The sequence below is a fragment of the Mycolicibacterium chitae genome (assembly GCF_900637205.1).
In the GTDB taxonomy this organism is placed as follows: Bacteria; Actinomycetota; Actinomycetes; order Mycobacteriales; family Mycobacteriaceae; genus Mycobacterium; species Mycobacterium chitae.
The window spans coordinates 3562623-3580521 of record NZ_LR134355.1 but is presented as its reverse complement, the minus strand read 5'-3'; the positions used below and the strand labels follow the sequence as shown (position 1 = coordinate 3580521).

Below are 17899 nucleotides of genomic sequence, written 5' to 3'. Positions count from 1 at the left end.
TCAGGACCCCAGCGCGGCCCGGATCAACGCGGCCGTCTCGGCCGGCTTGGCGTGCGGAACCATGTGGTTGCAGTCGAATTCGACCAGCTCCACGGCGCCCAGGCCGGCCCGGAGAAGCTCGACGAACTCGTCGTCGACATAGCGCGGATGGGTATGCCGGGCCCGCACGACGGTGGTGGGGATCGGGGTCCGCGGCACCGCCGGGTCGCGGGCCAGCTCGCTCCAGTACGCCAGCATCGCCGGGATGCTGATCCGCCAGCCCACCCGCCCGTTCGGCAGGGCGATCAGGTGTTCGTCGATCTCGGCGTCCAGCACGGCGTCGTCGACGTCGCCCCAGGAGCCGCCGCTCTTCTCGTTGCGCGCCTCGGCGGCGTCGGTGTAGTCCGGGTCGGCGAACATCGCCTCGGCGATCTGCTGCATCCACGTGCCGTCCAGGCCGACCGCCGGGTCCAGCAGGACCAGCGCCGCCACCAGCTCCGGGTTGGCCGCGGCCAGCTGCAGCGCGACGGCGGCGCCGAACGAATGCGCCACCACCACAACGGGGTCCCGGGTGTCGGCCTCGAGCAGCGCGGCCAGCGCGGCCGCGTTCGCGTCGATGGTCCACGGCGCCGCCCACGGCGAGCGGCCGTGCCCGATCAGGTCCGGTGCGGCGATCGCGATCCCCGGCAGGTGGTCGTCGGACAGCCGTTGCCAGCGCTGCCCGTGGCCGGTCAGCCCGTGCAGGGCGAGCACCCGCGGCGCTCCGTCGGGTCCGTACCGGTGCACATGCAGAGATGGGGGCACGCCCACGATGGTGCCAGGCCCGCGCCCGGCGCCGGTTGTCGTACCCCCGTGGTGTCATTCCGGCATGGCCACACCGCACACCGCACCCGCGCCGTCCGCGCCGTCGGGCGCGCGGCGCTGGGACTCCGCCGCCGCCGAGCTGCTCGACCCGGCCCGGCGCGGCACCTTCCGTGTTCTCGGTGGGGCCGGCACCGGCACGTCGAGTCTGCTGGTGGACGTGGCCACGGCCCGCATCGCCGCCGGGACGGATCCGGAATCGGTTCTGCTGCTTACCGGTTCGGGACGGGTCAGCGGCCGGGTCCGCAGCGCGCTGACCACCGCGTTGCTGACCGCCGGGGCGGCGGGGCGCGCCGTGGTGCGCCAGCCGCTGGTGCGTTCGGTGCACGCGTACGCGTTCGGGGTGCTGCGGGTGGCGGCCCAGCGCGTCGGTGATCCGCCGCCGCGGCTGATCACCGGCGCCGAGCAGGACGGCGTCATCCGCGAACTGCTGGCCGGCGATCTCGAGGACGGCGCCGCGGCCTGGCCGCCGGAGTTACACGCCGCGTTGGGCACCGCCGGGTTCGCCACAGAATTGCGGGACCTGCTGGCCCGCTGCACCGAACGCGGCATCGATCCGCTGCGGCTGCAGCGCCTCGGCCGCTCGGCGCGCCGGCCCGAGTGGACCGCGGCCGGCCGGTTCGCGCAGCAGTACGAACACGTGATGCTGCTGCGCTCGGCCGTGGGCACCGCCGCGCCGCAGGCCAGCGTCCCGGCCCTGGGGGCGGCCGAACTGGTGGGCGCGGCGCTCGAGGCCTTCGGCGCCGATCCGGACCTGCTGGCCGCCGAACGCGCCCGGGTCCGGGTGCTGCTGGTCGACGACGCCCAGCACCTCGACCCGCAGACCGCGCGGCTGGTCCGGCTGCTGGCCGCCGGCGCCGATCTGGCGGTCGTCGCGGGGGATCCGAATCAGGCCGCGTTCGGTTTCCGCGGCGCCGATCCGGCGCTACTGCTCGCCGAGGAATGGCCGGCGGTGCCCCTGACGGACTCGCATCGCTGCGCGCCGCCCGTCGCCGCGGTGCTCACCGGACTGGCCGCGGCGCTGCCCGGCACCGGTCCGGCGCGTCAGGTGCGCAGCGCCCGCACCGAACCCGGCGTCGTCACCGCCACGCTGGCCGCCTCCGAGCATGCCGAGGCGACGTTGATCGCCGACACCCTCCGGCGCGCGCACCTACTCGAGGGCGTGCCCTGGTCGCAGATGGCGGTCCTGGTGCGGTCGGTGTCCGGGATCGGGGCGGCCCTGCCGCGCATCCTGCGCACCGCCGGCGTCCCGGTGGCCGCCCCGGCCGCGCATCCACCGCTGGCGCACAACGCCACCGTGCGCGCGGTGCTGACGGCGCTGCAGGCCACGGTCGCCGGGCTGACCGCCGACCGGGCCCACGCGCTGCTGACCGGACCCGTCGGGCGGGTGGACCCGGTGTCGCTGCGGCAGCTGCGCCGGGCGTTGCGCCGGCAATCGGCCGACACCGCCGACTTCGGCGAACTGCTGGTCGCGGCGCTGCGCGACGGCGTCCCGGAGGCCCTGCCGCCCGCGCACGCGCGGCCGCTGCGCCGGGTCAAGGCCGTGCTCGACGCCGCGGCCGCCGGCTACCGCGCGGGCGCCGATCCGCGGTCCGTGCTGTGGCAGGCCTGGTACCGGACCGGGCTGCAGCGCCGCCTCGACGCGGCCATCGACCGCGGCGGCGACAGCGCCCGCCGCGCGCACGCCGACCTCGACGCGGTCACCGCGCTGTTCGACGTCGCCGACCAGTACGTGTCGCGCACCGCCGGGGCGACGGTGGCCGGGCTGGCCGAGCACGTGTGGGGCCTGCAGCTGCCGACCCCGGCCGCCGAACCCGTCGTGCCCGCCGAGGCGGTGGCGATCCTGAGCCCGCATCAGGCCCTCGACCGGGACTGGGACACCGTGGTCATCGCGGGCCTGCAGGAGGGGTTGTGGCCCAACACGATTCCGCGCGGCGGCGTGCTGGGCACCCAGCGGCTGCTCGACGTGCTGGCCGGCATCGGGGCCGATGCGTCGGACCGCGCGCCGCTGATCGCCGACGAGCGCCGGCTGCTGATCACCGCGGTCGGGCGGGCCCGGCGCCGGTTGGCCGTCACCGCGGTCGACGGCGCGGCCGCCGAGACCGACGACGGGCTGCGGGTGCCCTCGCCGTTCTTCTACGACATTGCCCGCTTGGCCACCGACGACGACCTCGCCGAGCGCGCCGTGCCGACGGTGAGCACCCCGCCGGTGCTGTCGGTCCCGTCCGTGGTGGGCCGGTTGCGCGCGGTGGTCTGCGCGCCCGACGGCGCCGTCGCCGACGCGCAACGGTTCAGCGCCGCAACCCAACTGGCGCGGCTGGCCCAGGCCGGCGTGCCGGGTGCGGACCCCGCCGACTGGCAGCAGCTGCGGCCGGTCAGCACCGTCGAGCCGCTGTGGCGCCTCGACGAGGACGGGGAGCGCACCCCGGTCACCATGTCCCCGTCGACGCTGCAGCAGGTGCAGGACTGTCCGCTGCGCTGGCTGATGGAACGCCACGGCGGCTCCGATGCCCGCGAACTGCGCTCCGCGCTGGGCTCGGTGGTCCACGCGCTGATCGCCGAACCCGGCGCCGACGAGGCCACCATGCTGGCCCGCCTCGAACAGGTCTGGGACCGGCTGCCGTTCGAATCGCAGTGGTTCGCCCGCAACGAGTTGGACCGGCACCGCGCCATGATCGAGACCTTCGCGCGGTGGCGCGAGGACTCCCGCGCCGAGCTGACCGAGGTCGGCACCGAGGTCGACGTCGACGGGGTGCTGCCCGCCCCGGACCGGGCGCTGCCGGATGTCCGGGTCCGGGGGCGCATCGACCGCCTCGAACGCGACGCCGAGGACCGGCTGGTGATCGTCGACGTCAAGACCGGCAAGAGCCCGGTCAGCAAGGACGACGCGCAGAAGCACCCCCAGCTGGCGGCCTACCAGCTGGCGGTGGCCCAGGGCCTGGTACCCGACGGCGCGGAGCCGGGCGGCGGCAAGCTCGTCTACCTCGGCAAGGTCGGCGTCTCCGGCGCGACACAGCGCGAACAGGATCCGCTGACCGCGCAGGCACGGCAGGATTGGCGCGACGAGGTGCACGCGGCCGCCGCCGACACCGCCGGCCCGCAGTTCCGGGCCCGGGTCAACAGCGGCTGCGCGCACTGCCCGGTGCGGCCCAGCTGCCCCGCGCACCGCCGGACCGAGGAGAGTTCGTGATGCCCGCAGCGCTGCGGTACAGCCCCGCCGACCTGTCGGAGGCCCTGGGCCTGCATCCGCCCACCGACGAGCAGGCCGCGGTGATCGCCGCCCCGCCGGGCCCGCTGGTCGTCGTGGCCGGCGCCGGCGCCGGCAAGACCGAGACCATGGCCGCCCGGGTGGTGTGGTTGGTGGCCAACGGCTTTGCCGCCCCCGACCAGGTCCTGGGCCTGACCTTCACCCGCAAGGCCGCCGGTCAGCTGCTGCGCCGGGTGCGTTCACGGCTGGCGCGACTGGCCGGGGTCGGCCTGACCCCCGGGGACTCCGGCGCGGACCCGCACGGCACCGTCACGGTGAGCACCTACCACGCCTTCGCCGGCACCCTGCTGCGTGAACACGGCCTGCTGCTGCCCGTCGAACCCGACACCCGGCTGCTCAGCGAAACCGAGCTGTGGCAGCTGGCCTTCGACGTGGTGAACCGCTACCCGGACGAGCTCGCGACCCAGAAGACCCCGACCGACGTCACCCGCCTGGTGCTGCGGCTGTCCAATCAGCTGGCCGAGCATCTGGTCAGCACCGAACAATTGCGCGACATCCACCTCGAGCTCGAACGGCTGGTGCACACCCTGCCGCCGGGCCCCAACCAGCGCGACCGCGGCCCGAACCAGTGGCTGCTGAAGATGCTCGCGACGCAGGCCGAACGCAGCGAGGTGGTCCCGCTGATCGACGCGCTGCACCAGCGGCTGCGCGCGGAGAAGGCGATGGACTTCGGCATGCAGATGGCCGCCGCGGCGCAGCTGGCCACCGACTGCCCTACGGTGGGCGCCCAACTGCGGCAACGGTTTCGGGTGGTGCTGCTCGACGAGTACCAGGACACCGGGCACGCGCAGCGCATCGCGCTCTCGGCGCTGTTCGGCGGCGGTGTCGACGACGGCCTGGCGCTCACCGCCGTCGGCGACCCCATCCAGTCCATCTACGGTTGGCGCGGCGCCTCGGCCACCAACCTGCCGCTGTTCACCACGGACTTCCCGCGCGCCGACGGGACCCCGGCGCCCACGCTGGAGTTGCGCACGAGCTGGCGCAACCCACCGAGCACGCTGCAGGTCGCCAACGCGGTGTCGGCCGAGGCGCGGCGGCGCTCGGTGGCGGTGCGCGAACTGCGCGCCCGCCCGGGTGCGCCGGCGGGCACCGTGACCTGTGCGCTGCTGTCCGATGTAGCGGTCGAGCGGGACTGGGTCGCCGATCAGATCGCCGCACGATTCCGGGCCGCCCAAGATGGCGCCGCCCAAGATGGCGCGGAGCCGCCGACGGCCGCGGTGTTGGTGCGCCGCAACGCCGATGCCGGGCCGATCGCCGAGGCGCTGCGGGCGCGCGGCCTGCCCGTCGAGGTGGTGGGGTTGGCCGGGCTGCTGGCCATCGACGAGGTCGCCGACCTGGTCGCGATGCTGCGCCTGGTCGCCGACCCGACCGCCGGTGCGGCGGCCATGCGGGTGCTGGGCGGGCCCCGGCTGCGGCTGGGCGCGCGCGACCTCACCGCGCTGTGGCGCCGGGCCCGCGATCTGGACGAGGGCGGCGGCAGCAGCCTGGACGCCGAGCAGATCGTGGCGCAGCTCTCCCCGGATGCCGACACCGCGTGCCTGGCCGACGCCATCGGCGATCCCGGTCCCGCCCACGCCTATTCGGCGGCCGGCTACGAGCGCATCACCGCGCTGGCCGAGGAGCTGACGGCGCTGCGCGGCCACCTGGACCGGCCCGTGACCGACCTGGTGGCCGAGGTCCGCCGGGTGCTCGGCGCCGACACCGAGGCGGCCGCTCGCGCCGGCGTCGAGCAACTCGACGCGTTCGCCGACGTCGTCGACGCCTACGCGGCCCGAACGCCCCGGGCCGGCAACGACATTCACGGGCTGCTCGGCTACCTCGCCGTCGCCGAGGACATCGAGAACGGGTTGGCCCCGGCGGAGGTGAGCGTCGCGCCCGGCCGCATCCAGGTGCTCACCGTCCATGCGGCCAAGGGCCTGGAGTGGCAGATCGTGGCGGTGCCGCACCTGTCGGCGCGGGTGTTCCCGTCCACGGCCAACACTCGGACCTGGCTGACCGACCCGGGCGATCTGCCGCCGCTGCTGCGCGGGGACCGCGCCGATCTGGGCGCTCACGGGGTGCCGCTGCTGGACACCTCCACCGTGACGCACCGAAAGCAGCTGGAGGACACCATCAACGCCCACCGCGCCCAGCTCGAGCAGCGCCGGGTCGACGAGGAACGCCGGCTGCTCTACGTCGCGATCACCCGCGCCGAGGACACCCTGTTGGTGTCGGGGCATCACTGGGGCGCCACCGAGTCCAAGCCGCGCGGGCCGTCGGACTTCCTGCGCGAACTGAAGGACATCATCGAGACTGCGGCCGAGGAGGGCCAACCCTGCGGGACGGTCGAGCAGTGGGCGCCCGAGCCGGCCGCCGGTGAGCAGAACCCGCTGCGCGACACCGTGATCGAGGCGGTGTGGCCACCAGAGCCCGCCCCGGCTGCCCAGAGCGCCGTCGAACGCGGCGCGGCGCTGGTCGCCGCGGCCATGGCCGCCCCGGCTGAGGATCATCCCGACCCGGACGGCTGGGCCGCCGACGTGGACGCCCTGCTGGCCGAACGCCTCGCACCGCCGATGACCGAGGCCACGCCGCTGCCCGGGCAGCTGTCGGTCAGTGCCCTCGTCGAACTCGGCAAGGACCCGGCCGGGGCCGCCGCGCGGCTGACGCGGCGGGCACCGGTGCGGCCCGACCCGCAGGCGCTGCTGGGCACGGCTTTTCACGACTGGGTGCAGCGGTTCTACGGTGCGGACCGGCTGTTCGACCTCGACGACATCCCCGGCGCCGTCGACGGCGGGCACGGCAGCACCGACGCCGAGGCGCTCGCGGATCTGCAGGCCGCGTTTATGGCCTCGCCGTGGGCCGCGCGGACCCCGGTCGACATCGAGGTGCCGTTCGAGATGATGATCGGCGGCCGCGTGGTCCGCGGCCGCATCGACGCGATCTTCGCCGACGCCGACGGCGGCTTCACCGTGGTGGACTGGAAGACCGGGGCGGCGCCGGCCGATCCGCAGGCCGGCCGCGCCGCGGCCATCCAGCTCGCGGTCTACCGGATGGCCTGGGCGGCGCTGCACGACTGCCCGGAGGCGGCGGTGCGCGGCGCGTTCCACTACGTGCGCACCGGGCAGACGGTCGCGCCGCAGGACCTGCCCGCGGCCGAGGAACTCGCCGAGCTGCTGGCCGCCGAAGATCCGGACGTCAGGACAGCCGACGGACCTTGAGCGCCTCGGTGATCATCGGGACCTGCAGCGGCAGCCGCGCGATCGCGCCCAGGCGCATCGGCCACGGCTTGTCCCACCACAGCCGGACCATGTTCAGGTTGCCGGGGAACACGGCCACGAACAGCGCCACGGCCGCCGTCGCGCCCAGGCGCCGGGTGCGCGGGGCCGCCAACAATCCGGCGGTCACCAACTCGGCCACGCCCGAGGCGTAGGTGTAGGTGCGGGGACTGCCGGGCAGCTCGGCGGGGATGATCGAGTCGAACGGCTTTGGCGCCACGAAGTGCAGCACCCCGACGCCACCGAGGAGCGCGGCCAGCCGGTGGGCCGAACGCCTGCCGGCGCGACGCGCGTCGACGGTGGCGGATGCGGACGCGGGATCGGTCGAGGTCATGATTACATGATGACGTGCGACGGCGAAGTCATGACGGGTTCGAGCCGATGACCGAGCATCGTGGCTGAGAGCAGGCTGCGCAGGCGGATGCGCCGCCTCGACGAGGCACTGACCGCGAAGCCGGACGCGGCCCTCGTCGATCACCTGCGGATCCCGGAGCGGTTCGTCTCCCCGGCGCGCAAGATCGGCCGCCGCGTCCTCTACGCGTTGGGCGCGCTGTTCGCAGCGGTGCTCATCGTCTACGTCGACCGCCACGGCTACCGCGATGTGCAGGGCGACGAGCTGTCGTTCCTGGATTGCCTGTACTACGCCACGGTGTCGCTGTCGACCACCGGCTACGGCGACATCACCCCGTACACGCCGTCGGCCCGGCTGATCAACGTCCTGGTCATCACGCCGCTGCGGATCGCCTTCCTGATCGTGCTCATCGGCACCACCGTCGAGACCCTGACCGCGGCCTCGCGGCAGGCCTTGAAGATTCAGCGCTGGAGGAACACCGTGCGCAACCACAACGTCGTCATCGGGTACGGCACCAAGGGCAAGACCGCCGTCACCGCGATGATCGCCGACGGCATCCCGCCCGCCGAGATCGTCGTCGTCGACACCGACCAGGCGTCGCTCGAGCGTGCCAACGCCGCCGGGCTGGTCACCGTCCGCGGCGACGCCAACCGCTCCGATGTGCTGCGCCTGGCCGGCGCCCAGCACGCCAAGTCGATCATCGTGGCCCCCAACAGCGACCCCACCGCGGTCATGGTCACGCTGACCGCCCGCGAACTCGCGCCCAACGCGAAGATCATCGCGGCCATCCGGGAGTCCGAGAACCAGCACCTGCTCAAACAGTCCGGCGCGGACTCGGTGGTGGTGTCCTCGGAGACCGCCGGACGGCTGCTGGGCATCGCGACCAGCACCCCGAGCGTGGTGGAACTCATCGAGGACCTGCTGACCCCCGACGAGGGTTTCGTCATCGTCGAGCGCGACGTGGAGCGCAGCGAGGTCGGCGGCTCGCCCAAGCACCTGGTGGACATCGTGCTGGGCGTGGTGCGCAACGGTGTGCTCAAGCGGGTCGACGATCCCGAGGTCGACTCGCTCGAGGAAGGAGATCGGGTGCTCTACGTGCACAGCGGGGGTGAGGACCGTGACTGACTTCCAGCTGCGCAACACCCCACTGTTGTCCCGGGTGGGGGCCGACCGCTCCGATCACCTGCGCACCGACATCGACGCGGCCATCGCCGGCTGGGCCGAGGCCGCGGTCCTGCGCGTCGACGGCCGCGGTCAGGTGCTGATCGCCGACGGGAAGGTGGTGCTGGGGGAGACCGCCCCGCTGGGCGACACCCCGCCGCACGACGCGGTGTTCCTGGGGCGGCTCGAGGACGGCCGGCACGTCTGGGCCATCCGCGCCCCGCTGGCGCCGCCCGAGGACGGGGCCGACGCGCAGGTCCTCGACATCCGCCGCACCGGGGTCCTGTTCGACGACGTCAGCGCGCACCTGGTGTCCTCGGCCACCGCGTTGCTCAATTGGCATGACGCGGCAAGGTTTTCGTCGGTCGACGGTGCGCCGACCCAGCCGAGCAAGGGCGGCTGGTCGCGGGTGAACCCAGTGACCGGCCACGAGGAGTTCCCGCGCATCGACCCGGCCGTCATCTGCCTGGTGCACGACGACGCCGACCGGGTGGTGCTGGCCCGGCAGCGCAACTGGCCCGACCGGATGTTCTCGCTGCTGGCCGGGTTCGTCGAGGCCGGCGAGTCGTTCGAGACCTGCGTGAGTCGCGAGATCGCCGAGGAGGTCGGCCTCGCGGTGCGCGACGTGCGGTATCTGGGCAGCCAGCCGTGGCCGTTCCCGCGCTCGCTGATGGTCGGCTTCCACGCCGTCGCCGATCCGGATCAGCCGTTCAGCTTCAACGACGGCGAGATCGCCGAGGCCGCCTGGTTCACCCGCGACGAGGTCCGCGCGGCCCTGGGCGTGGGGGATTGGAGCACCGCGGCGGCCTCGGCATCGAAACTGCTGCTGCCGGGCTCGATCTCGATCGCCCGGGAGATCATCGAATCCTGGGCTGAACGCGACTAACCCCCTTTTTTCCAGCGCGAGCGGGCGAGTCCCCGGCCGACACGCCGACATTTTTTCGGGTTTTCCGCCCGCTCGCTACCCGGCGAGCTTGGCCTTGACCTCGCCGATGCTGGGGTTGGTCAGCGTCGAGCCGTCGGCAAACTTCAGCGTCGGCACGGTCTGGTTGCCGCCGTTGGCCGACGCGACGAACTCGGCGGCCGCCGGATCGTCCTCGATGTCCACCTCGGTGTAGGCGATGCCCTCGGCCTTGAACGCGGTCTTGAGCCTGCGGCAATACCCGCACCACGTGGTCGAGTACATGATCAGGGGTGTTTCGCTAGCGGTCATGTGACCATCTTGTCAGCAGCGCCTGCCAAGATGAACGGCATGCCAACCGACGGACTCGACGACGAACAGCGCGAAGCCGTGCTGGCCGCCCGCGGTCCGGTGTGCGTGCTCGCCGGCGCGGGAACGGGAAAGACCCGCACCATCACCCATCGCATCGCACACCTGGTCACCGCCGGACAGGTGGCGGCCGGCCAGATCCTCGCGGTCACCTTCACCTCCCGGGCCGCCGGGGAGATGCGCGTCCGGCTGCGCGGCATCGAGGCCGCCGACCCCGACGCCCCGCGGGTCGGGTCGGTGCAGGCCCTGACCTTCCACGCCGCCGCGCGCCGCCAGCTGTCCTACTTCTGGCCGCGGGTGGTCGGCAACACCAGCTGGCAGCTGCTCGACAGCAAGTTCGCGGTGGTCGCCCAGGCCGCCAACCGGGCCCGGGTCCAGGCCAGCACCGACGACGTCCGCGACCTCGCCGGCGAGATCGAGTGGGCCAAGGCCTCGCTGATCACCCCCGAGCAGTACCCGGCCGCGGTCGCCGAGAACACGCGCGACATCCCGATGGACGCCGCGCGGGTGGCCGCGGTCTACGCCGGCTACGAAAGCCTCAAGGCCCGCGGCGAGGTCACGCTGCTGGACTTCGACGACCTGCTGCTGCACACCGCCGCGGCCATCGAGAACGACGTCGGGGTGGCCGAGGAGTTCCGGGACCGCTACCGCTGCTTCGTGGTCGACGAGTTCCAGGACGTCACCCCGCTGCAGCACCGGGTGCTGACGGCCTGGCTGGGCGGCCGCGACGACCTGACCGTCGTCGGCGACGCCAACCAGACCATCTACTCGTTCACCGGCGCCTCCCCGCGCTACCTGCTGGATTTCTCCCGGACCTTCCCCGACGCCACCGTCGTGCGCCTCGAGCGCGACTACCGCTCCACCCCGCAGGTCGTCTCGCTGGCCAACCGGGTGATCAAGGCGGCGCGCGGCCGCGTCGCGGGCAGCAAGCTGCACCTGGTGGGGCAGCGGCCGCCGGGCCCGGAGCCGACGTTCTCGGAGTATCCGGACGAGGTCGCCGAGGCCACGGCCGTGGCCAAGGCGATCGGCACCCTGATCGAGGCGGGCACCCCGGCGGCCGAGATCGCGGTGCTCTACCGGATCAACGCCCAGTCCGAGGCCTACGAGGAGGCGCTGACCGAGGCCGGCATCGCCTTCCAGGTGCGCGGCGGCGAGGGGTTCTTCAGCCGCCAGGAGATCCGGCAGGCGCTGGTGGCGTTGCAGCGCGCCGCCGAGCGCAGCCCCGAGGTCGACGGCGCCGCCCTGCCGGCCGCGGTGCGCGCCCTGCTCGAACCGCTGGGCCTGACCGCCGAGGCGCCCACGGGCACCAAGGCCCGCGAGCGCTGGGAGGCGCTCGACGCGCTGGCGCAACTGGTCGACGACGAGGTCGCCGAGCGGCCCGGGCTGGACCTGCCGGCGCTGGTCGCCGAGCTGCGGGTGCGCGCCGACGCCCGGCACCCACCGGTGGTCCAGGGCGTGACCCTGGCGTCCTTGCACGCGGCCAAGGGACTCGAGTGGGACGCGGTGTTCCTCGTCGGGCTCACCGACGGCACGCTGCCCATCTCGCACGCCCTGGCGCACGGCCCCGACAGCGAGGCCGTGGAGGAGGAGCGGCGGCTGCTCTACGTCGGAATCACCCGCGCCCGAGTGCATTTGGCGCTCAGCTGGGCGTTGTCGCGGACCCCGGGCGGTCGCCAATCGCGCAAGCCGTCGCGGTTCCTGAGCGGCATCGCCCCGCAGACCAGCAACCCGGCGCCCACCGGCAACTCACGCCGGTCCCGGTCGGCGAACAAGCGCTGCCGGGTCTGCAATAACGCGCTGAGCACCCCGGCGGCGCTGATCCTCGGTCGCTGCGAGACGTGCGCCTCCGACATCGACACCGATCTGCTGACCCGGCTCAAGGAATGGCGGCTGCGTACCGCGCAGGAACTCAAGGTGCCGGCGTTCGTGGTGTTCAGCGACAACACCCTGATCGCCATCGCCGAGACCCGCCCCACCGACGACGCCGCGCTGGTGGCCATCTCGGGTATCGGCGCGCGCAAGCTCGAACAGTTCGGGCCCGATGTGCTCGAACTCGTCCATGGCAGCTGAAACCGCAGGTCAAAAAATTGCTTGGCGAATTCGGCGACGGAGGTCTAACCTCTGAAGCGCACATTCACGCACGTGAGCACGAGCCCAGGAAGGAGGCCCCAACGATGATTAGCACCGCAGCTGGCGTCGGCGTAGCCGAGGTCGCCGTCGTGCGCATCGCCCGGGCCTCCCGAGCTGCCGCCGCCCATCAGTGGGCCGCCGCGCCGCACGCCAAGCGTCGTCCCGCCGCCGCGATCGTCGCGTCCGTGAATCGGGGTTTCCGCTAGAGAAACCCGCGAAACCCGCCTTAGTGGCCACGGACCCGACGTCACCCGGATCCGTGGCCACAGTTTTTTCGCCGGATTACCCGCGAAACCTGGCCCCGGATCTCATGGAACTGAAAGCCAAGAGACCAGGAAGCAGGTGAAGGACATGTCAGCCCTGACAGTCCCTGAGGAGAAACTGCCGGTGCTGCCGTGCCATGTCGGAGACCCCGACCTGTGGTTCGCCGAAAACCCCAACGATCTCGAGCGCGCCAAGGTGCTGTGCGTGGACTGCCCGATCCGTCGGCAGTGCCTGTCCGCGGCGCTGGAACGCGCCGAGCCGTGGGGTGTGTGGGGCGGCGAGATCGTCGAGCGCGGAACCATCGTGGCGCGCAAGCGTCCCCGCGGCCGGCCCCGCAAGGAGACGGTGGCTGCCTAGCCCCGGCAGGACCGGGCGGCAGCCCCGCTAGATATCGACCCCCGCCAGAGTTGGCTTGTTGCACCGGTTTCGCCCGAAATAGGTATAACAAGGCAACTCTCGGCGAGGCGCTATCGCGGGGGCCGTGGCCAGGGTTGAGTTGATGCACGGGTTTCACCCGAAATGCGTGCAACAAGGCAACTCTCGGCGAGGGACGACGGCGCCGCGGGACGCTACGGCGCGAGACCAGGCGGCCCCGCGCGGGACTACACCCCGTCGGGGTCGGAGAACCCGGGCACCATCTCGTCGGCGATGCGCCGCGTGGGCACATGCGCGTCGAGCTGACACGAAATCGCCACCACCGAGGCCATCACCCGCAGCGGGATCGCCAGCTTGGCCGGGATGTCCATCTGCCGGGCGGTCCTGATTTGCCCTGCGGCGCGGTCCAATTCGACGTTGGTCATCTTCTGCAGCCACTTGCGGCGGTAGTGGAAGACCGGGACCTCCAGCGGCTCGACGTACTGGCGCAGCATGTCGTCGATGTCGCGGGTGGAGACCTGCTCACCCTTCTGGATGAACCCGACCTTCTCCATGGTGGGCAGCAGCTTCTCGTAGTTCTTGTCCACCGCGTAGCGCAGCATCTGGCCGAGTTCCACCGGCCAGCCGCCAGGCATGGGGGCCACCGCGCCGAAGTCGATGACGCCCATCTTGTTGTCGGGCAGCAGCATGAAGTTGCCGGGATGGGCGTCGCCGTGCACCATCTCGAGCCGGCGCGGGGAGTCGTCGCAGAACTCGAAGAGCCGGGTGGCCATCAGGTCGCGCTGCTCCTGGGTGCCGTCGCGGATGATCTGCGACAGCGGGATGCCCTCGATCCACTCGGCGATCACCACCTTCGGCGCGCTGGCCACCACGTGCGGGACGACGAACTTCTCGTCGCCGTCATAGGCCTTGGCGAACGCCCGCTGGTTGTCGGCCTCGAGGCGGTAGTCCAGCTCCATCTCGGTGCGGTCGATCAGCTCGTCGACCACGCCCTGCACGTCGGCGCCCGGCGCCAACTGCTTGAAGACCCCGACCAGGCGCTTCATGGTCTTCAGGTCGGCGCGCAGGGCCTCGTCGGCCCCGGGGTACTGGATCTTGACGGCGACGTCGCGGCCGTCCTTCCAGACCGCCTTGTGCACCTGCCCGATGCTGGCCGAGGCCACGGGAGTGTCATCGAAGGAGGCGAAGCGCTCGCGCCACTTGGTGCCCAGCTGGGCGTCCAGCACGCGATGGACCTTGTCGGCCGGCAGCGGCGGGGCGTCCTTCTGCAGCTTGGTCAGCGCCTCGCGGTAGGGCTTGCCGAACTGCTCGGGCACGGCGGCCTCGAGCACCGACAGAGCCTGGCCCACCTTCATGGCGCCACCCTTGAGTTCACCCAGAACGGTGAACAACTGGTGGGCGGCCTTCTCCACCAATTCGGCGTTGACCTCGTCTTTCGACTTCCCGGTCAGCCGCTTGCCGAAGCCCAGCGCCGCGCGACCGGCCATTCCGCCGGCAAGTCCCGCGATCTTCGCATTGCGCGCCATACCACCGCGCTTGATTTCTGCCACCCGACCATCATCCACCACCGCGCCCACTCCTTCCGCACCGAGATGGCAACACGCGTTTTCAACATGGGCAGCGCGGGTGCCGCGGCCAGCGCCGCGAGACGATCGAACCGGCCCCCACATCGAACTCCAGCGTGGTCGACAGGGTCTGCGGCGCGGCCGGTACCGGCGCGCTGGAACCGGCGGTGCGCACGCCGCTGATCACGGCCAGCACCTGGCCCAGCGCCAGCGCCGCGGTGGCCAGGACGGTGCAGTGGTCGGCCACCCCGACGGTGTCGCGCAGCTGGGCGGCCAGCGCCGGCCAGGCGGCGTCCCGGTCGCTGCGGTGCAGGTCCGCGCACGTCAGGCAGCTGGTGACGCCGGGGATCACCAGCGGACCCACCAGGCCGGTGCCGTCGCGCACCCGCACCAGCAGGTGGGGGACACCGGCGGTGTGCAACTCGCGCACCAGGCGCGGGTCGACGACCAGGTAGTCGGAGAGCACCACCAGATCGGTGCGTTCGGAGCGCATCACGGCGTGCGGTTGGCTGCTGTGGCTGACCCGCACCCCGGTGCCGCCCAGGGCCTCGACGAGCCGATCGGTCAGCGGCCCCTGGCCGTGCACCCGGATGGCGGTGGCCCGGCCGGTGCGCGCGACGGCGCCCGGGCGGGCCACCCCGGCGCGCACCAGCGCCGAGACCAACTCGGTGAATTCGGTGGCGTCCACCGCGCCGTGGCGGCAGGCGTCGCGATACAACCGGTCCACGTCGGTGCTGCTGCGCATGGTCTGCAGGATGTCGGCCAGCGCCGACGCGGAAAGCCCGGTCGGCGGGCGGACCAGCACCGCCCGTCGCGGATCCCAGCCGATCTGGACGACACCGTCGGGTCGGAGCAGCACCGGCATCGCCGGATCGAGGCTGAACAGCTGTGCCATCCGCCGACTGTGGCACGCAGACTCGGGTCTGCGTGCTCAGCGATCCACAGGCTCAGCTGGACTCGCTGCCGTCCTTAGGGTCGTCCTTGAACTGCTTCTCCAGATCGGCCAGCGCGCTGTCGATGCCGCTGGTGTCCCCGCCGATCACCCGGTCGATGAACGCCGCCGGATCGTCGAGATCCTCCGACGACGGCAGCAGGTCGGGGTGCTGCCAGACCGCGTCGCGGGCGTCCATGCCGGCGGCCTCGGTCAGGCGCTGCCACAGCGCGGCCGCCTCACGCAGCTTGCGCGGGCGGAGCTCGAGGCCCACCAGCGTCGCGAATGTCTGCTCGGCCGGCCCGCCGCTGGCGCGGCGGCGCCGCAGCGTCTCGCTCAGCGCGGAGGTGCCGGGGATCCGCTCGCCGAGCGCATCGGCGACCACGGTCTGCACCCAGCCCTCGATCAGGGCCAGCAGCGTCTCGAGGCGTTCGAGGGCCGCGGTCTGGCCGGGGGTGGCCTTGGGTTCGAAGATGCCCTGGTTGAGCAGCTGCTCCATGGCGGCCGGGTCGGCCATCGAGGCGGGGTTGAAGCCCTGCGCCAGTTCCTCGATCCCGCTCATGTCGATCTCGATGCCTTGGGCGTAGGCCTCGACCGCGGACAACAGCTGCGCCGAGAGCCACGGCACGTGGCTGAACAGCCGGTGGTGGGCGGCCTCGCGGGCGGCCAGGAACATCATGGTCTCGCTGCGGGGCTGCTCGAGACCGGCCGAGAACTCCTCGACGGCCTGGGGCAGCAGCGCCGCGGTGCCCTTGGGGCCCAACGGCAGGCCGATGTCGGTGGAGGTCAGCACCTCCTTGGACAGCTTGCCCAGCGCCTGGCCCAGCTGCGAGCCGAACGCCATGCCGCCCATCTGGGAGATCATCGACAGCAGCGGGCCGGCCATCGCCTTGGCCTCCTCGGGCAGCGCCGAGGTCCACATCGACGAAATCTGTTGGGCCACCGGGTCGCACAGCCGCTTCCAGGTGTCCAGCGTGTGGTCGATCCAGTCGGTGGGCGACCACGCCGAGATGGTGGTGGTGCCGGCGGGCAGGGCGGTGGACCCGTCGAGCCAGGTCTCGGCCAGCCGGACCGCGTCGGCGATCGCGTTGGCCGTGCCGGCCGGGATGGGGGCGACGAAGCCGATGGACTGCGAGGCCAGTTGTCGCGCCAGGTCGTAGTTCACCGGGCCCGAGCCGCCGCCGGCCATCGCGCTGCCCGCGCCGGAGAACATCTGGCCCAGCCGGGTGAAGATCTGCCCGAGATCACCCATGTCGCCGGCACCGAAACCGAACGGGTCCGACGGACCGCCGGAGTCCTTCTTGTTTTTATCGCGATCGGGATCGTCTCCGTGGGAGAACCCGAAGGGCAGGTCGGCCATACCCCAACGGTACTCACCGCCACGGCGGATCGTGCGCTTGGCGGTCACGCTCTGGGTGAACTGCCGCGTCTACTCTTGGCGGCGTGAACAGGCGGATTTTGACGTTGTTGGTGGCGCTCGTGCCGATCCTCGCCTTCGGAGTGCTGCTGGCGGCCGTCACGGTGCCGTTCGTATCGCTGGGGCCCGGCCCGATCTTCAACACCCTCGGCGACTTCGACGGCAAACCCGTCATCGAGATCGAGGGCACCGATGTCGAGCCCACCGCCGGCGAGCTAAACATGACCACCGTCTCCCAGCGCGACGGCCTGACGCTGGGGCAGGCGATGACGCTGTGGCTGTCGGGACGCGAACAGCTGTTGCCGCGCGATCTGGTGTATCCGCCGGACAAGACCCGCGACGACATCGACAAGGCCAACCAGGCCGAGTTCAAGAGCTCCGAGGACAGCGCCGAGTACGCCGCGCTGTCCTTCCTGGACTACCCGCGGGCGGTCACCGTCGAGACCGTCAGCGACGACGGACCCGCCAAGGACAAGTTGCGCGACGGCGACGCCATCGACGCCGTCAACGGCACCCCGGTCGCCGATGTCGCCGCCTTCACCGGGCTGCTGGAGCACACCAAGCCCGGCGACGACATCGTCGTCGACTTCCGCCGCAAGAATGAGGCGCCCGGCACCGTGACCATCACGCTGGGGTCCAACGACGACCGCGACTACGGCTACGTGGGCGTCGGCGTGCGCGACGCCCCGTGGGCGCCGTTCACCATCGACTTCAACCTGGCCAACATCGGCGGGCCGTCGGCGGGGCTGATGTTCAGCCTGGCCGTCGTCGACAAGCTGACCCCCGGTGAGCTCAACGACGGTCGCAACGTCGCGGGGTCGGGGACCATCGACGGCGACGGCAAGGTCGGCAGCATCGGCGGCATCACGCACAAGCTGGCCGCCGCCCGGGAGGCCGGGGCCACGGTGTTCCTGGTGCCCGCCGACAATTGCGCCGAGGCCGTCTCGGCCAAGCAGGACGGCATGGAATTGGTCAAGGTCGAGACCCTCGATTCGGCCGTGGCGGCGCTGGAGACCGTTTCAGCTGGTGGCGAACCGCCGCGGTGCTAGAACACTCGACGGCCGGTCGTCGA

General features: G+C 72.3%; 14 protein-coding genes. 8 read left to right on the top strand and 6 right to left on the bottom strand.

Translation table 11 applies throughout. The features are described 5' to 3' along the window. Entirely contained in the window at positions 1–783 is a 783-nt protein-coding gene (locus EL338_RS17075) for an alpha/beta fold hydrolase (RefSeq protein WP_126334828.1), read from the bottom strand. Positions 784–847: 64 nt separating this feature from the next. Here EL338_RS17075 and EL338_RS17070 point away from each other — a divergent pair, with 64 nt between their 5' ends. Both EL338_RS17070 and EL338_RS17065 read left to right on the top strand, forming a co-directional pair. Further along, entirely contained in the window at positions 848–4030 is a 3183-nt protein-coding gene (locus EL338_RS17070; RefSeq protein WP_126334827.1) for an ATP-dependent helicase, read from the top strand. Further along, on the top strand, positions 3967–7305 hold the full coding sequence (locus tag EL338_RS17065; RefSeq protein ID WP_435404939.1) for an ATP-dependent helicase: 3339 nt from the start codon (positions 3967–3969) through the stop codon (positions 7303–7305). The genes EL338_RS17070 and EL338_RS17065 overlap by 64 nt, the downstream gene beginning before the upstream one ends. On the opposite strand, the gene EL338_RS17060 is transcribed toward EL338_RS17065, so the two are convergent. Further along, positions 7283–7696 (bottom strand): DoxX family protein, encoded by a 414-nt coding sequence (locus EL338_RS17060; protein WP_126334825.1) that lies wholly within the window; start codon positions 7694–7696, stop codon positions 7283–7285. The genes EL338_RS17065 and EL338_RS17060 overlap by 23 nt on opposite strands. A gap of 87 nt (positions 7697–7783) precedes the next feature. On the opposite strand from EL338_RS17060, the gene EL338_RS17055 reads away from it, so the two are divergent. Both EL338_RS17055 and nudC read left to right on the top strand, forming a co-directional pair. Beyond that, the gene (locus EL338_RS17055; protein ID WP_179967289.1) at positions 7784–8839 is read left to right on the top strand and encodes a potassium channel family protein; all 1056 of its coding nucleotides are present in this window, start codon (positions 7784–7786) and stop codon (positions 8837–8839) included. Then, complete coding sequence (nudC, locus tag EL338_RS17050) at positions 8832–9761, top strand: NAD(+) diphosphatase (RefSeq protein ID WP_126334823.1); 930 nt, start codon at positions 8832–8834, stop codon at positions 9759–9761. Before EL338_RS17055 ends, nudC begins: the two co-directional genes overlap by 8 nt. A gap of 75 nt (positions 9762–9836) precedes the next feature. Here nudC and EL338_RS17045 read toward each other — a convergent pair whose 3' ends face one another. Next, positions 9837–10088, bottom strand: a complete 252-nt coding sequence (locus tag EL338_RS17045; RefSeq protein WP_126334822.1) for a mycoredoxin — start codon at positions 10086–10088, stop codon at positions 9837–9839. 30 nt (positions 10089–10118) lie between these two features. Here EL338_RS17045 and EL338_RS17040 point away from each other — a divergent pair, with 30 nt between their 5' ends. The 3 genes from EL338_RS17040 to EL338_RS17035 all read left to right on the top strand — a co-directional run bounded on the left by EL338_RS17040 (position 10119) and on the right by EL338_RS17035 (position 12896). Continuing rightward, a complete protein-coding gene (locus EL338_RS17040) occupies positions 10119–12215 on the top strand; it encodes an ATP-dependent DNA helicase UvrD2 (RefSeq protein WP_126334821.1) in 2097 nt (698 codons plus the stop codon). Positions 12216–12319: 104 nt separating this feature from the next. Further along, positions 12320–12481, top strand: a complete 162-nt coding sequence (locus EL338_RS26185) for a hypothetical protein (protein WP_163792210.1) — start codon at positions 12320–12322, stop codon at positions 12479–12481. Between the two features lie 145 nt (positions 12482–12626). Beyond that, the gene (locus EL338_RS17035) at positions 12627–12896 is read left to right on the top strand and encodes a WhiB family transcriptional regulator (protein ID WP_126334820.1); all 270 of its coding nucleotides are present in this window, start codon (positions 12627–12629) and stop codon (positions 12894–12896) included. A gap of 245 nt (positions 12897–13141) precedes the next feature. On the opposite strand, the gene EL338_RS17030 is transcribed toward EL338_RS17035, so the two are convergent. Genes EL338_RS17030 through EL338_RS17020 form a run of 3 tightly spaced genes read right to left on the bottom strand, consistent with a single transcriptional unit; the run spans position 13142 to position 16770 of the window. Further along, positions 13142–14479, bottom strand: a complete 1338-nt coding sequence (locus tag EL338_RS17030) for a macrolide-binding ATPase MABP-1 (RefSeq protein WP_126336932.1) — start codon at positions 14477–14479, stop codon at positions 13142–13144. 43 nt (positions 14480–14522) lie between these two features. Beyond that, entirely contained in the window at positions 14523–15374 is an 852-nt protein-coding gene (locus tag EL338_RS17025; RefSeq protein WP_126334819.1) for a bacteriocin biosynthesis cyclodehydratase domain-containing protein, read from the bottom strand. Between the two features lie 52 nt (positions 15375–15426). Continuing rightward, positions 15427–16770, bottom strand: a complete 1344-nt coding sequence (locus EL338_RS17020; protein WP_126334818.1) for a zinc-dependent metalloprotease — start codon at positions 16768–16770, stop codon at positions 15427–15429. Between the two features lie 83 nt (positions 16771–16853). Here EL338_RS17020 and EL338_RS17015 point away from each other — a divergent pair, with 83 nt between their 5' ends. Next, entirely contained in the window at positions 16854–17876 is a 1023-nt protein-coding gene (locus EL338_RS17015; RefSeq protein ID WP_126334817.1) for a YlbL family protein, read from the top strand. The last annotated feature ends 23 nt before the right edge of the window (positions 17877–17899 follow it).